Genomic DNA, 16,211 nt, shown 5'->3' on the forward strand with positions numbered 1-16,211 from the left:
GCTGTAGAAGCATTAGAACTATAGGGTTAAACACTAATAGTTCTAATCAATAGGTACAAAAAGGTCGCGTGGTGTATTGGCCTTAACAGTAAATTCATAGCGCCGTTTTTTCTGATTATCATAAGTTGCAACGGCGGCATAAACGCCCGGTTGCATACCTAGTGTGAATGCATGACGGTTTTGCTCTTTTTTTAGCAGCTTGTCTTTGCCATCACGATCAATACGATAGACCTCCCATGTAACCGGCTTAAAGGCGGGTTGATTGGCGATAGTGGCAATCAAATTAACCTTTTCCTCTACAGGGTTAGCCTGAGTAAATGAGACTAAAGACACAGCACTTATCATAAGAGCCATTACTAAAGGTTTAAATAGAGTAGACATTATATTTCCCTCCTGGGTGTCGAACATCCTTGTTATTTGCTATGGGCAAATAAGCTACATTAATCCATTGAAAGTTAAGGAGTATTTTGTGCTATTTCCACTGTATAATTGTAGTGCGTGTCTTTAGAAGTTCCAGTGGTAAAATTATGGAACTTTTATGAAAACTGTTTAAAGTATAGATTTTTTAGTTTTAGGTGGCTGATTTTATTATATAAAATAGAATGATTCTTGAGGGTTAATCGGTATAGTAGGTTAAAAACTAAATAGTTGAATATTTTTATTTAGCAAATAGATTTTTCTGATCAAGCTATTTATTGATAATAATCAATTAGTTAGCATTTCTTGTGCTAACGCTTTAGTCGCAGGGGTGAGGTCAATTCCGCCAATCATGCGGGCTAGTTCTAATACGCGAGCCTTACTATTAAGTACTTCAATCGCTGTAGTGGTATTAGCGTTGGTTTTCGCCTTAGTCACTTTATAGTGGTGATGCGCTTTAGAGGCTACTTGGGGCAAATGAGTCACACAAAGCACTTGGCGATTAGTGCCTAATTGGCGCAGTTGTTGTCCTACTACTTCCGCAATACCGCCCCCGATGCCGGTGTCTACCTCATCAAAAATCAGCGCGGGTAAGGTGAGACGCTGTGCGGCAATCATTTGAATGGCTAAGCTGATGCGTGATAGTTCCCCGCCTGAGGCCACTTTGATTAACGGCTTGAGAGGTTGCCCCGGATTGGCACTCACCATTAATTCAATCTGATCACAGCCATGGGGACTAATTTGTGTTTCCTGTGTTTCAATTTTTAAGGTAAAACGCCCGCCCTGCATGCCTAATTGTTGCATGGCTTCTGTTACCCCTTGAGAGAGTTCTTGAGCGGTTTTGATCCGGCTTTGGGTAAGCTGTTTAGCAACCTTGAAATAGGCTTGATGCGCGGTTTTAAGGCGTGTCTGTACCGTCTCTAGATCATAATCGCCCCCTTCTAATTGAGCTAACTCTTGCTGTAAACGTCGTTGTTGTTGGGTGAGTTCATTAATATCCCAACGGTATTTACGGGCAATTTGGCGAATATCGGCAATCCGCTGCTCCACCCAAGCTAAACGCTCCGGGTCGGTATCTAGATCACTGGCATAATCGCGTAAACTCAGCGCAGCCTCTTGGATTTGAATTTGTACACTAGTCACTAATTCCAAAGGAGCATTAAGACGGGGGTCTAAATGGCTTTGTTGTGCTAAGGCATGCTGAATTTGGGTGAGCTGGGAATAGAGCGAGGGTTCTGCTTCATAGAGTTGGTGAAAGCTGTGTTCTGACACCGCACGCAACTCGCCGGTATTAGCGAGAATACTCAGCTCTTCATCTAGAGTTTGTAGTTCATTATCTTGTAGCGCGAGCTGATCGAGTTCTTGCAATTGCAAGCGGATTAATTCTAAACGTTCTTGATGTTGTTGCTGTTGTGTCGTGAGTGTGGTGAGGCGGTCTTGTAGGGTTTTGACCTCTTGCCAAGTGTGGTTTACTTGTTGGAGCAGGGCATTGTGTTGAGCAAAGTCGTCTAGCAATTGGCGTTGCATCTCACGTTTCATCAAGGATTGATGCTCATGTTGTCCATGAATATCCACCATTAACTCGCCTAAATCCCGCAACTGAGTCAATGTGCAAGGGCTGCCATTAATCCAAGCCTTCGATTTACCTTGGACGGAAATGACACGGCGCAAGAGGCAAATGGCTTCATCCTGATCCAGCTCTTGTTCTTTAAGCCAAGCCAAAGCAGCGGGCGAGTGTTGAATATCAATACTTAAAATAATCTCTGCTTTTTCAGCACCATGGCGCACGGTAGTACTATCGGCCTTATCGCCGAGTACTAATCCAATAGCGTCTAATAAGATAGATTTACCCGCGCCTGTTTCGCCGGTGAGTGCCGTCATGCCGGGCTGTAACTCTAAATCTAATTCATCAATAATGGCAAAGTCGCGGATATAAATGTGTGTCAGCATTACAACTGCAAGCCCCAGTAAAGTTTGGTACGCAGAATATGGTAATAATCATAACCTTGAGGGTGCAAGAGGCGTAAGCGATCTTGGGATTGTGTGATATGAATACAATCACCGGATTCCAAATCAATATCATTGTGTCCATCAAAGGAAACACGTGAATTAATCGGGCGATTATTACATAAATGCAGTTCAATCAAGCTCTCGCCACCCACCACTAAAGGGCGTTGAGTGAGAGTATGGGGACAGACTGGCACCATTACAATGGCATTTAAGGTGGGATGCATAATAGGCCCCCCACTCGAGAGCGCATAAGCCGTAGAGCCAGTAGGGGTGGCTACTACAATGCCATCCGCATGTTGGGTATGCACAAATTTCTTATCAATATAGGTGGTAAATTCAATCATGCGTATCTGATCACGCGCATGAATGACTACATCATTTAGCGCCTTGCCTTGCCCTAATAAACGTTCTCCCCGCCACGCTTCGGCTTGTAAGAGCGTGCGAGATTCCTCGTGATAATTGCCAGCCAGAATGGGGGCGAGCTGCTGATCTAATTCTTGGGGATTAATATCGACTAGAAAACCTACCCGACCACGATTTACCCCCACCACTGGAATATTGTAGGCGGATAAGGTGCGCCCTGCGGATAGCAAAGTACCATCGCCCCCGACCACAATCGCTAGATCAATTAGTTGGGTGAGTTCTTGGGTCTCATAGCAGGTTTGTTGTAACAGCCGCCCCGCGTGGCAGTCTAAATACAGGGGATATTGCCGCTCCGTCAGATACTGAACTAGGGTCAGTAGGGTATCTCGGATTTGTACATCATCTCGTTTGGCAAAAATACCGATCCGATTAAATTGTCCCATAGTCACTCACTCAAGCGCTCATTAGATAACGGTGAGCTATTGTAGCTAGCTCATCTTGAAAACGCTAAACGCATTTTGCCCCTGTGGGCTTAAAGTGAGGTAATTATTAGCAATTGAGAGACTATTTGGGATGATATTCATCAAGAGAGAGTAGACCTACTATTTATATGATTTTAGTCAATGCCGAAAGCTTGCAGAGGTAGCACACTAGCAATATTAACTATTCATTAGATAGCGCATTGATGAGGATTGGAGCATGAAAAAAGTTACTTTAGCACTAGTCGTTACCCTGAGTGTGGTAGCACAAAGTGCAGTGCTTGCGGGTGGATTAGGTTCACAAAATGGTATGGTTGTGCGCATGGGTGCGGCAATGGTTGATCCTCATGGTGATGGTTTAACTATTGGCGCTAATAAGATTGATGTAGACGATAATACCCAATTAGGTCTCAGTGCTAGTTTTCCCTTAAAAGGGAACTGGGCGATTGGTGTATTAGCTGCGACTCCCTTTAAGCATGATATTACTTTAAATGGTAACAAGGTGGGGACTACTAAACACTTGCCCCCTACCGTTACGCTGCAATATCGCTTTAATAATGCGGGTAAAATAGTGCCTTATGTAGGTGTAGGGGCGAATTATACCAAGTTCTTTGATGAGCAAACTGAGGGTGCTTTAGCGGGTTCGAGACTTAATTTAGATACCTCAACAGGTGCCGCCGGTGAGTTAGGCGTGGATTGGAAGTTAAATAAGCGTTGGGGCTTAAATGCAGCGGCTTGGTACGCTGATATTGAAACTGATGCATTCGTCAATGGTAATAAATTAGGCACTGTTAAAATTGATCCTTGGGTGTATATGTTGGGTGCTTCTTATCATTTCTAATTTATAGCCCCTTTCTAATATTCATATCGTACCTTTAAACATGAATGACCCTGTAAATGAGTGATTCATTGCCATTAAGGTTTTAAGCGTCTTAGTGCTCTTTTCCGTTCGTTGTGTTGTGTTAAGACGCTTTTTTTCAGGCTCGAATCACTACTTAAAACATGCTATGGTCTCGTCCTCAGTGATGCTGGAGGGCATTATGTATACAGGTATTGTGCAAGCAGTAGCGGACGTCGTCAGCGTTGAACGTAAAGAGGGTTTGACCTCCTTGACGATTCAGCTAACCCCAGAGTTACGCCAAGATTTAAAGCAAGGCGCTAGTGTCGCAGTGGATGGGGTGTGTTTATCCGTGGTGAAACAAGAGGGTGATCAAGTCACCTTTGATGCCATGTTGGAAACTTTAAATAAAACCACCTTAGGCACATTAGAGGTAGGCAGTCGGGTCAATATCGAGCGCTCCGCCCGTCAAGGAGATGAGGTCGGTGGGCATATTTTATCCGGGCATGTAGAGGGCAAGGCGCAAATTATTGCCATAACCCATACTGAGAATAATCATATTGTGACCTTTCAATATCCCTCCGCATGGCAAGAATATATTGTGCATAAGGGCTTTATTGCTGTGAATGGTTGCAGTTTGACCGTGGTGAAAGAGCAAGAGGGGAATACCTTCCAGGTGTATTTCATACCCGAAACCCTGAGAGCGACCACCTTTGCAGGTAAGCAAAGCGGTGATGAGGTCAATATTGAAATTGATAATCAAACCAAGCTCATTGTAAATACCGTCAAACGGTATTTATCCGGTCTAAATTTGACGCGTCAGGCGTAAAAATAGTACATGCATTCTCTTTAGTTTTCGTTACACTGGTAGTGCTCAGGTCGTTCAATACGCTCTATCACAACAACTAGGAGGATGCAGTATGTCAACCACATGGCTCAGATTTTGTTTATTATTGGTCTGCCTATGGGCACCCTTTCAGGCACAAGCCGCTGAAGTCCCTTTTCCCCCTCAGAAGAGTTTTGCAGGACAGAATCTAGTCTTAAATGGTATAGGGGTACGTCCTAAATTATTCTTAAAATTATATTTCGCAGGCTTATATCTACCTGCTAAATCTAAAGATGCGAATGCCATCTTAACAGGCCGTACACCAGTCGCTATGCGCCTACAAATTAATTCCTCTGTTATTACCAGCGCTGATATGGAAGAAGCCGTGCGCCACGGTTTTACTCAATCTGCTGGCAATAAAGTAGCGGCATTAAAACCTCGTATTGATCAATTAGTGGGGATTTTTAAAGAGGAAATTAAAGTGGGCGACTTATACGATTTTGTCTATATTAATGGTAGCACCCAGATTTTTAAAAATGGACGCAAAGCAGCTACCATTGCTGGGGATGATTTCAAACAAGCGCTCTTTGGTATTTGGCTAGGAAGTAGACCGGCTCACCAAGGATTAAAACAACAGTTATTAAAAGGTTAGGAAGGTATGATGTATCAGCGGTATAGTTATCTATTGATATTCATCTTAATTATATCGCTGGTGCTCAATATCGTGCTGATAATGCTGGCTAAAAAACTTTATGTAGCAGAAAATGCCTTACGATTGGATCCTTTACAACTTAGTTTATACCCCTCACTAGCACCCCCTAAAACGAAAACCCGCGTGGTATTTTTTGGTGATTCCAGAGCCTTAAGTTGGCCTAGTCCTAATCTGGAACAAATCGAGTTTATCAATCGTGGCATTGGTCAACAGACTTCAGCACAAATCGAATTGCGTTTTGAGCAGCATGTAAAACCTTTACAAGCTGATTGGGTAATAGTGCAGTTATGTGTCAATGATTTAAAAGCTATTCCACTTTTGCCGGATAAGCGCGATCTTATTATTCAACAGTGTAAAACGAATCTACAACAAATAGTTGATCAAGCCACTCAACAAGGTAGCAAAGTATTGCTAACCACTATCTTTCCTTTGGGGGAGGTGCCACTAGAGCGCAGGCCTTTCTGGTCGGATGAGGTGGCTGATGCGATTGATACGGTGAATACCTTTATTAAAACCTTGCAAGGGGATAAGGTTCGGGTATTAGATACCTATCAGCTTTTAGTCAGTGATACCCCGCAATTAATCCGCAAAGAATATAGTCGCGATTTGCTGCATTTAAATAGTGTAGGTTATGAACAGTTGAATCAGGCACTAATAGCCTTTATTGAAGAGCAGAGATAATATTGTCATACAATATTGACGTATTAACTTTGCCATTATCAATACGTCAATATTGATTATTATTGAGCGCTACCGATTTTGGCACCGTCAACGGGAACTTCTAGAGTATGTTTATCTTCTGCCTGTATTTTAAAGTTTTGCTCCTTTACGATATTAGCTAAGGAAACAATAACTTTGTAATGTCCAGGGGTTAGATTTAGGCTAATAGAATGACGATTTAGGGTGTAAATGGGGGTAGAGTGTGAGGTGTCTCTGTCATGGGGATTAACCCTAAATACCTTCCACATAACCGCAGGCGATAAGCTGGGATTGCCACCTATGGTTGAGATCAAATTTATTTGTCCGGTTACGTCTTGAGCGTTTACTGGATAGGAAAGGGGAAATATGGCACTGAGTAAAACCAATACCCAATACCTGCGTGGCCTGCAAGTGTTAACGTTCATGTTGCAATTTTCCTAGTTTCATCCTGAGTTAGGATAGCAATAAATGAAATAGCTAGTGCAATTTTTAATCAAAATAATAGGTAAAGTTAACCATAGTAGGTGGGTAATAAGGTGAGACAACTGACATTCTAAGTACCTATCTATCCCTTACATAGAGGTGGCTCGCTACATAATATTAAAAACGCACCCTATACAGGTTAAGGGATTATCTTGAATTTTCAAGACTAATTTGTATTAGAAAGTAATTAGTATTTTATAAAATAAGAGCTTAAATATTAAAAATAGAAATTAGCCAATAGTTTTTTGGACGGAATCACTTATTTTTTTTGGGGTTATCCCTTGAAGTTTATTAAACTATCCTTATAGTGTTGAATAGGTACTATACAGAAGTTTTTGAGAGGGAAATGCGTATGCGTATGGATAAGCTAACGGTTAAGTTTCAATCCGCTCTACAAGATGCTCAATCGCTTGCCTTAGGGCGCGACCATCAATTTATCGAACCTACTCATTTAATGATTGCCCTATTAGATCAAGCAGGGGGGACTACACGAAGTCTATTGAGTAGGGCTGGGGTTAATGTCAATCAATTACGCTCTAAATTAGGTGAGGTATTAGATCGCTTACCCACCGTCAGTGGTGGCGATGCGGGATCTATACACGTCTCGAATGATTTAGCTAAGTTATTGAATGTAGCTGATAAATTAGCGCAGCAACGTAAGGATCAATATATTCCCACCGAACTATTTGTCTTAGCAGCGGTTGAGGATCGTGGGTCGTTAGGTACGATCTTACAAGAGTGTGGTGCAGTCAAAGGTGCGCTTGAAAAAGCTATTGATGCTATGCGGGGTGGGCAGTCAGTGAATGATCCAAATGCGGAAGATCAACGTGAGGCATTGGCTAAATATACCATTGATCTGACTGAGCGAGCTGAGCAGGGCAAAATTGATCCTATTATTGGGCGCGATGAAGAAATTCGGCGCATGATACAAATTTTACAACGCCGCACTAAGAATAATCCGGTCATTATTGGTGAGCCGGGGGTGGGTAAAACCGCCCTAGTCGAGGGCTTAGCGCAGCGTATTGTGAACGGCGAAGTACCCGAAGGGATGAAAGGTAAGCGTCTATTATCCCTTGATTTAGGAGCCTTATTAGCGGGGGCAAAATTTCGCGGTGATTTTGAGGAGCGCCTCAAGAGTGTACTCAATGATATTGCTAAATCCGATGGCAATATTATTTTATTTATTGATGAAATTCATATGATGGTGGGGGCGGGCAAAACAGAAGGCTCTATGGATGCGGGCAATATGCTAAAACCTGCCCTCGCACGCGGTGAGCTGCATTGTGTGGGGGCGACGACCTTAGATGAGTATCGGCAATATATTGAAAAAGATGCCGCTCTAGAGCGCCGTTTCCAAAAGGTATTAGTCGATGAGCCAACCGTAGCAGACACCATCGCCATTTTACGCGGCTTGCAGGAAAAATACGAAGTCCATCACGGGGTCGAAATTACTGATCCGGCATTAGTCGCAGCGGCAACCCTGTCTCAACGTTATATTGCTGATCGACAGCTTCCTGATAAAGCCATTGACCTAATTGATGAGGCCGCTTCACGGATTCGGATTGAAATTGATTCTAAACCCGAAGCCTTGGATATTTTAGGGCGACGTTTAATTCAGCTTAAAATTGAACGTGAAGCACTGAAAAAAGAATCCGATCCAGCCTCTAAAAAGCGCTTAACTGCGATTGAAGATGACATTAACAAACACGAACAAGAGTATGCGGAGTTAGAGCAGGTTTGGAAGGCCGAAAAGGATGCTTTGCAAGGGACAGCACATATTAAAGAAGCGCTAGATCAAGCTCGCATTGAGCTAGATACCGCGCGGCGTGCCGCTGATTTGCAGCGTATGGCGGAATTACAATATGGGCGTATTCCAGAGTTAGAGAAGCAATTAAAAGCGGCGGATGCAGCACTCAATGAGGAAGCACAAACGACAGCGAAATTGGTAAAAAATCGCGTTACCGACGAGGAAATTGCCGAAATCGTTTCGCGTTGGACAGGGATTCCAGTGAGCAAAATGCTGGAGTCGGAAAAGGCTAAATTACTACACATGGAGGATGTTCTGTGTTCGCGCGTGATTGGGCAGCAAGAAGCCGTAGTGGCGGTATCTAACTCCATTCGACGCTCGCGTGCAGGGCTTTCCGATCCTAAGCGCCCGATTGGTTCTTTCCTCTTTTTGGGGCCGACGGGGGTGGGTAAAACCGAACTGACTAAAGCCTTAGCTCAATTTCTGTTTGATACCGATGATGCGATGGTGCGCTTGGATATGTCCGAGTTTATGGAAAAGCATTCCGTGGCGCGTTTGATTGGCGCACCTCCGGGTTATGTTGGCTATGAAGAGGGCGGGTATTTGACCGAGGCCGTGCGTCGTCGCCCTTATTCCGTGATTCTATTGGATGAGGTGGAAAAAGCGCATCCCGATGTATTCAATGTGCTGCTACAGGTGTTGGATGATGGGCGTTTAACCGATGGTCAAGGCCGCACCGTTGATTTTCGCAATACGGTGATTGTCATGACCTCTAACCTTGGCTCTGATCTGATTCAAACGATGGCAGGTGAGGAAAATTATGCCGCGATGAAGGCCGCTGTGATGGACGTGGTCGGTCGGCATTTCCGTCCTGAGTTTATTAATCGGATTGATGAGACTGTGGTATTCCATCCTTTGGATAAAGCGGAAATTCGGCAAATTGCCGATATTCAACTCAATAGTTTACGCAAACGTTTAGCTGCGCGTGAGTTAGGATTGAATTTTACCCCTGAAGCCATGGACTTTATTGGCGATGTGGGCTTTGATCCGGTTTATGGGGCGCGTCCTCTAAAACGAGCGATTCAAAACTATGTAGAAAACCCCTTAGCACAAGAAATCTTGAGCGGGCGCTTTATACCCGGTGACACGATTAATGTAGAGCTTAAAGATGATAAGTTGGCTTTTACTGAAATAGTGGTGCCAAAAGAGAGCAATTAATCTCTTGCAAACATAAATAACCCCCTCCCAACCTCCCCCCCTTTCAAGGGGAGGGTTTGGGGTGGGGTTATATTTCAGAACCATTAATTACGAATACCCACACCACGATTCAATAGCGATAAGCTATAGATATATAAAGCACTAATAAAAATAATCAGTACCGTAAAGCTTAACCACGGTGACATATCCGAAACCCCTAATACACCATAGCGAAAGCCATTGACCATATATAATACCGGGTTTAATAAGGACACTTTCTGCCAAAAATCAGACAGCATACTAATAGAGTAAAATACCCCACCTAAATAAGTTAAGGGCGTTAAGACAAAGGTAGGGACAATCGAAATATCGTCAAAGCTTTTAGCATAAATGCCATTGATTAACCCCGCTAAGGAAAAGAGGGCAGAGGTTAGAATACCCATCAGTAGCATTAAAAAGGGGTGCTCAATAGGTAAATTACTGAAAAATAACGATACGATGGTAACTGCCAATCCTACCGATAAGCCACGTGCTACACCGCCACCAATATAACCCACTAATATAATCCAATTAGGTACAGGAGATACTAGCATTTCAGCAATATTACCTTGAAATTTACTGCCATAAAAAGATGACACTACATTCGCATATGAGTTAGTGATCACGGTCATCATAATTAAGCCGGGAACAATAAACTCAATATAATTATAGCCGTCAATTTTACCAATAGCGGGGCCAATGAGCTGACCAAAAATGACAAAATATAACGCCGTGGTTATGACGGGTGGTAAAATAGTTTGAATCCAAATGCGCGTAAAACGTAAGATTTCTCGAATAATAATGGTATAGAAGGCTATCCATTTTTGCTGTTGATTCATGCTGCCTTACTCCCTTTATTACCTTCCACTAAATCAATAAATAGCTGTTCTAAGCGATTGGTTTTATTACGCATACTAGTGATTTTAATATTATTTTCTTTAAACCAGTCAAATACTTGATTTAATGAAAAGCTTTCTTTATGGAATGAGACCTCTAAAGTAGTGGGGTCACGTAATTCAAACGTGAGAGCATTATGCTCAGGAGGAGAGGCTAAAGCATTGTCGAGGTCAAACACATAGGTTTCGGTATCAATGCGATTGAGGAGTTTTTTCATACTGGTATTCTCGATTAATTGTCCTTGATCGATAATGCCAATATTACGACATAAACTTTCCGCTTCTTCTAAATAGTGAGTGGTGAGAATAATGGTAGTACCGGACTCATTGAGTTCGGTTAAAAAGTCCCACATTGAGCGGCGAATCTCAATATCAACCCCAGCGGTAGGTTCATCTAGAATCAGTAGGCGCGGTTGATGGATTAAAGCGCGCGCAATCATCAGGCGACGCTTCATCCCACCCGACAGTTCTCGTGCTTGGTCTTTGCGTTTTTCCCATAAGCCGAGCTGATTTAATAATTTTTCAGAGCGTTCTAGTGCTTCGGTGCGTGGGATACCGTAGTATCCGCCTTGATTAATAATAATTTCTCTTACCGGCTCAAAGACATTGAAATTAAACTCTTGCGGCACCAGCCCAATTTGAGCTTTGGCTTGTTCGCGTTGTGTATCAATGTCATAGCCAAAGATGCTGACCTGACCGCTGGTTTTATTCACGAGAGAACTAATAATACCAATCGTGGTGGATTTACCTGCTCCATTAGCACCTAAGAGAGCAAAAAAATCCCCTTGCTGGACGGTAAGATCAATGCCTTTAAGTGCCTGAAAGCCATTGGCATAAACTTTAGTAAGTGACTGAATAGCGAGCGCTGTGCTCATTTTAAGCCCCATAAAAATGATAGGCGCGTAGCTTAGCATAAGTGAAAGGAGGCAGATATGGTGTGTTGGTTTGAGTAGTATTTTATATAGGGGGCTATAAAAATAATATTATCACTATAATATTATTTGTTAATAGGCTGATCCTAAAGGTTAAAAATTCTATAGCAAAGTTTGATCAATATTGTTATAAGTTAAGTATTGGTGTTTGTCCGCTTTAAAGTATTAGTAGTTTAGGCTGTTATCTCAGCCGGGATTCTATATTTATGTATTTAAGCCCCCCCAGTCTGTTGGATACCCAATCCATTGGCGATGCCTTTTTATCTTTACACGAACACGCGGGTTTTACCCGTCTTCCTCCTTCTTCTTTACTGCATGATTCGGTGCCTATGTCTTTTGTGATGAGTGCTGGCTTGATTCAGGTAGAAAATGAGCTGGAAAATATTGTGTTAAAAACAGGGGGGAAGTTTGCATTTACCCAGCCCTGTTTTCGGCATTTTGATATGGGGCAGGTAGGGGTTGATCCCACGCGCTTAAGTTTGTTTCATATGTCGGCTGCTTTTCATATTGGTTCGAGTGAGCGAGCTACGGTATTACCCCGTCTATGGTTGTTTTTAACTCAAGTATTAAAGTTAGACCCGCAATGCTTATGGATTAGTTATTTGGATGATCCAGAGTTAGGGCGAGATGAGGCGAGTTATGAGTGTTGGAAAGGTTTAGGGGTAGATGAAGCACATTTAGTCGGTATGGATCAGGAACATTGTTTTTGGCGACAGCGCTCAACAGGACAGATTGCCAGTGATGGTAAAAAGTGTGGGCCGCATACGGAAGTGTTTTATGAGCGCGAGGTGGAGGGGTGTCCTCATTGTGCAAACAGAGCTAGGGCGTTAGGAGTATGTCGTTGTGGGCGCTTTGTAGAGTTAGCTAATTCTTTGTTTATAGAGAATTATATTGATGATACTGGGCAGTTGATAGCGGCGGATACGGTGTTTGCAGAGTGTGTGTTGGGATTAGAGCGAGTGGAAATGGTGCTGCGTGATTTGCCGAGTGTTTATCATATTCGGCGCTTTGACACATGGCGAGCGATGTTGATGCCACTGTTACCTAATCCATCCAAAGAAGCAGAGCAGTCGTTGGCGGTGATTTTGGATCATTTATCAGCCTTTGTGAAACTGACTGAGGATGGAGCGCCTGCACCTGGGCGTGGGGGTAGGGCAGCCATTATGAGAAAGCTTACCCGTTCAGCGATAACAGAGACCTTATTATTGGGTTTAGATTTTAATTTACTAATAAATCAACTCCTCAAGGAGCATAGTTCATTTGAGTTATTAAAAATAGAGTGCCAACGTTTTACCCTTCATTTAGAAAAAGTTAAAAAGCTTATAAAACAGTATCCCTCAAATACATTAACTATCGAGCAGTATCAAGCTTTGCAGAAAAACCATGGTATCTCAGAGAGATTAATCCGTTATTTTCAAGTACGCATTCAAAATGAGACTTTAGTAAAAGATACTTTGTTAGGAGCTAGTTTATGAGTACCATAGAGGAAGTAAAAGATAAAAAAGAAAGAAATGATTGGAGTAAAGCAACTAAGCTCATTAGTGATTTGCAAATGCGTATTGATGATGAGGGTATAACAGATGAAGGCTTGCTGAAAAAATTTACTAATGTTGATTTTCTTCCTATACCCAAAAGTGAATTAACTGTTATTTATCACTCAAACTTAAATCGCTACAAGGTTTTAATATTCAAAGGGAAGCAAGAACAAGAGCAAGAGCAAAAGAACTTAGACTTAGATAGCTATCCTGATATCCCAAGCTCAACTAAAGAAGCTATTAAGAAAGTAATTAATGATAAAAAAATAATAAATGTTTCTTTAAGCAGTGATGATGAATCCATTTTATTTGGAGGATATCGTAGCCTTGCTATTGTTCCTATGCGTGTAAGTGAAAATCGTATTATAGGAGCATTTTTAGTAGGGCATTACGAGTTAGACTCTTATAGCCCTGATGATGTAAATTTTGCTGATACGGTATCAGATCGTATTGCCCTATTAGTCCGTAATATTCATCAATCAAATCGAGCAAAAATATATCGAATATTTACAGATGAATTAACCAGAAACCTCATTGGTTTTGATGAGGAGTCTCAAATATTTCAAAGAATCGTTCATTATTTAAATAAGCCATTTGGTCCAGATTTTGAATGGTTTGATAAAAAAGAAATTAATATAATCCTTAGGCATCCTTTTAAGAAAGAAAGATATTACCCTGTTTGTATTGATGGAGAGGTAAATAATAATTTTCGATCCTTAAGTGATGATAATCAAAAATTTAAACGTGCAAATGCTTTAGGTGAGTTAGCTGCTAAAAATAAAAATCAAGTAAAATATTGCACTACAAAAAGTGAGTGTGAGGATTTAGGTAGTTTGGAGTTAAAATCTTGGATTTCAGTACCTTTTCTAGTAGGAAGCAATAGAAATGTTGGTTATTTAATTTTAGCTAGCTGTTGTGAAGAGCATGCCTATGATAATGAAGAAAATTTATTGAGTAATATTGCTCTTTTTGCTATTTCAGTGTGGATGAATTATCGACGTGATCAGGGAGCTAAGGCGCTTGATAACTTCAGAGAGGATTATGTTCATAATAACAAATACAAAAACGTAGATAAAGCTCTATATAATGGGTTTAAAGGAAAAATAAAAGAGCTATATGATGAAGTAAAAATTGAGGTTATATATAGAGATAGAAGAACAGATGGATATAGCTTTATTTTTCCAGATAATATGGAAAATAATATCGTATCAGGTAATCTTCTTACTAAGCTGGAGAATAATATTTACAATACTGAACCATTTTTTTATGAAGAAAACTATATTATACCATTGAAGTATGAAAGTGGAATTAATACAAATTTTATTCTAATTGAAGCTGATGATGAGGAAATCGGTAAAAATACTAGAGGATTTATATATGAGTTAAGCCAGTGGATTCAGTTTAAGCAGTCATTATATGGAAAGGAAGAGCGGCAAAAATATTTGAATGAATTTGGTGAAAAAATTACTGAGAATGCTTATGAGAGCTTAGGTGCTGCTTTTGATTTGGTTTATAAGACAACTAGCCAAGTAATGTATACTCAAAGTATGTATATAGCACTTTATGATAAAAAAGATAATATGATTAGTTTTTCTTTGTTTTATCAAGATGGTAAAAAAAGAAATGATGTACAAAGCCGATCTTTAAATTTAAATAAAAAAGGTCGTACAGAAGAGATAATATTAAAAAAAGAACCTATTTTTATATCAACCGCTGAAGAATCAGAGAAATGGTATAACGAGCCTGGTGAAAATCGAGATGAGAAAATTGGTGATTATTATGCCTCATGGGTAGGCGTACCTATTTTAAATAATAAAGAAGCAATAGGGGTTATTGCAACTTATCACCCAACAAAAGACTATTTGTATTCGAGGGAGGATATTACTTTTCTTGAAAATATTGCTTCACAAGTTTCCAATTTGATCAGTAGAATTAATTTGAAAAAAGCTAATCAAGAATTGAAAAAAGCTAACCAAGAATTGGAAAAAGCTAAAAGTGATATAAGTATATTGGAAAATGAAAAAACTCGAAGAGTTACTATTAGAAAAGTAGAGTCTATTTTTTCTGAAAGTTTAGATGAGACAAAAGATCTTCTGGATGCAGCTACAGAAGAAATATCTAGCACCTATGATAGAGATAAATATCCTAGCTTAGATACACCTCTTGAAATGATAAATCAGGCATTAGAGTTTTTAAAGAAAATAAATACTAAATTAGCGAATATAAAAGAAATTACAAGAAATAAAAATACTTATATAAATTCTTATTTTTTATTGCGATCGGCTATTAATGATGAAATTAATGAAAGAAATATATCTAATTATGTAAGTTTTTTAGATAAAACAGATGATAGTAAGAATGACTGCTTTTTTGTTTTTATTAATGAATACAATCTACAGTCAGTATACTATTTGATTATAAATTTAATTTTAAATAAATTAAGCGATGTATATAATAATAGAAACCAAGGAAAAAAAATTCTTCTTTCATACAAACTTATTTGTCATGATGATTATATAAACATAATTATTGCCATTAATGATTTTATAGATAATTTTATAAATATAGAGGATTCGATAGGCTTTATTAAGGCAAGGGAAATATTGAAAGATATTAATGATAGTACGTTGGTCGTTACTAAATTTAAGGAGAATGAAAAGCTTGAGTTTAGTGTTGATCTTATGAAGAAAAAATATAAATATAGTTTTTATATTCTTGTTGAAAATATAGCTTATAAAAATAAATTGTATGGTTTTATTGAGGAAAATGGTTATGAGGTTTATAAAATAGATAGTTTAGATGGTATAGATATAAATAAAAAATATTGCCTAATAATTGATAAAAATTTTCTAGATAAAAATGATGAAAATGTAGATTTCTTAAGAAATATAAGAGGGATATTTTATCTTTACCTTATATTTTCAGAAGATAATCAAAAAATAGAAGTTATTAAAAATAAAACATTATTTATAAAAAGAAATGAAATTAGTAATAATATTATCTTGAATGAGTCATTTTTCAAATAAAAGGTTTTTGTC

12 protein-coding genes are annotated in these 16,211 nt (G+C 39.9%); 7 read left to right on the forward strand and 5 right to left on the reverse strand.

The window, feature by feature from the left end; translation table 11 throughout:
- Positions 1–42: 42 nt before the first annotated feature.
- The 3 genes from A3IK_RS0117755 to A3IK_RS0117765 all read right to left on the reverse strand — a co-directional run bounded on the left by A3IK_RS0117755 (position 43) and on the right by A3IK_RS0117765 (position 3,233).
- Positions 43–381 (reverse strand): hypothetical protein, encoded by a 339-nt coding sequence (locus A3IK_RS0117755; RefSeq protein ID WP_020561319.1) that lies wholly within the window; start codon positions 379–381, stop codon positions 43–45.
- Positions 382–705: 324 nt separating this feature from the next.
- Positions 706–2,367: a DNA repair protein RecN gene (gene recN, locus A3IK_RS0117760; protein WP_020561320.1), complete on the reverse strand. Its 1,662-nt coding sequence runs from the start codon at positions 2,365–2,367 to the stop codon at positions 706–708.
- Positions 2,367–3,233, reverse strand: a complete 867-nt coding sequence (locus tag A3IK_RS0117765) for an NAD(+) kinase (protein ID WP_020561321.1) — start codon at positions 3,231–3,233, stop codon at positions 2,367–2,369. The genes recN and A3IK_RS0117765 overlap by 1 nt, the downstream gene beginning before the upstream one ends.
- A gap of 256 nt (positions 3,234–3,489) precedes the next feature.
- Between A3IK_RS0117765 and A3IK_RS0117770 the strand changes: the two genes are divergently transcribed.
- From A3IK_RS0117770 to clpB, 5 genes are all read left to right on the forward strand, one after another.
- A complete protein-coding gene (locus A3IK_RS0117770; RefSeq protein WP_020561322.1) occupies positions 3,490–4,110 on the forward strand; it encodes an OmpW/AlkL family protein in 621 nt (206 codons plus the stop codon).
- A gap of 199 nt (positions 4,111–4,309) precedes the next feature.
- Positions 4,310–4,936 (forward strand): riboflavin synthase, encoded by a 627-nt coding sequence (locus A3IK_RS0117775; RefSeq protein WP_020561323.1) that lies wholly within the window; start codon positions 4,310–4,312, stop codon positions 4,934–4,936.
- Between the two features lie 91 nt (positions 4,937–5,027).
- Positions 5,028–5,585 carry a chalcone isomerase family protein gene (locus tag A3IK_RS0117780; RefSeq protein WP_020561324.1) on the forward strand — a complete coding sequence of 186 codons (558 nt, stop codon included), beginning with the start codon at positions 5,028–5,030 and terminating at the stop codon, positions 5,583–5,585.
- Between the two features lie 6 nt (positions 5,586–5,591).
- Entirely contained in the window at positions 5,592–6,326 is a 735-nt protein-coding gene (locus A3IK_RS0117785; RefSeq protein ID WP_026221051.1) for an SGNH/GDSL hydrolase family protein, read from the forward strand.
- An 853-nt stretch (positions 6,327–7,179) separates the two neighbouring features.
- A complete protein-coding gene (gene clpB / locus A3IK_RS0117795) occupies positions 7,180–9,792 on the forward strand; it encodes an ATP-dependent chaperone ClpB (protein WP_026221052.1) in 2,613 nt (870 codons plus the stop codon).
- 83 nt (positions 9,793–9,875) lie between these two features.
- Here clpB and A3IK_RS0117800 read toward each other — a convergent pair whose 3' ends face one another.
- Positions 9,876–10,649 carry an ABC transporter permease gene (locus tag A3IK_RS0117800; protein WP_020561328.1) on the reverse strand — a complete coding sequence of 258 codons (774 nt, stop codon included), beginning with the start codon at positions 10,647–10,649 and terminating at the stop codon, positions 9,876–9,878.
- Positions 10,646–11,581: an ABC transporter ATP-binding protein gene (locus A3IK_RS0117805; RefSeq protein ID WP_020561329.1), complete on the reverse strand. Its 936-nt coding sequence runs from the start codon at positions 11,579–11,581 to the stop codon at positions 10,646–10,648. Before A3IK_RS0117805 ends, A3IK_RS0117800 begins: the two co-directional genes overlap by 4 nt.
- Before the next feature lie 263 nt (positions 11,582–11,844).
- Here A3IK_RS0117805 and A3IK_RS0117810 point away from each other — a divergent pair, with 263 nt between their 5' ends.
- Entirely contained in the window at positions 11,845–13,113 is a 1,269-nt protein-coding gene (locus tag A3IK_RS0117810) for an alanine--tRNA ligase-related protein (protein ID WP_020561330.1), read from the forward strand.
- On the forward strand, positions 13,110–16,199 hold the full coding sequence (locus A3IK_RS0117815) for a GAF domain-containing protein (RefSeq protein WP_020561331.1): 3,090 nt from the start codon (positions 13,110–13,112) through the stop codon (positions 16,197–16,199). The genes A3IK_RS0117810 and A3IK_RS0117815 overlap by 4 nt, the downstream gene beginning before the upstream one ends.
- Positions 16,200–16,211: the final 12 nt, after the last annotated feature.

Source organism: Thiofilum flexile DSM 14609, assembly GCF_000380185.1.
GTDB classification, from domain to species: domain Bacteria; phylum Pseudomonadota; class Gammaproteobacteria; order Thiotrichales; family Thiotrichaceae; genus Thiofilum; species Thiofilum flexile.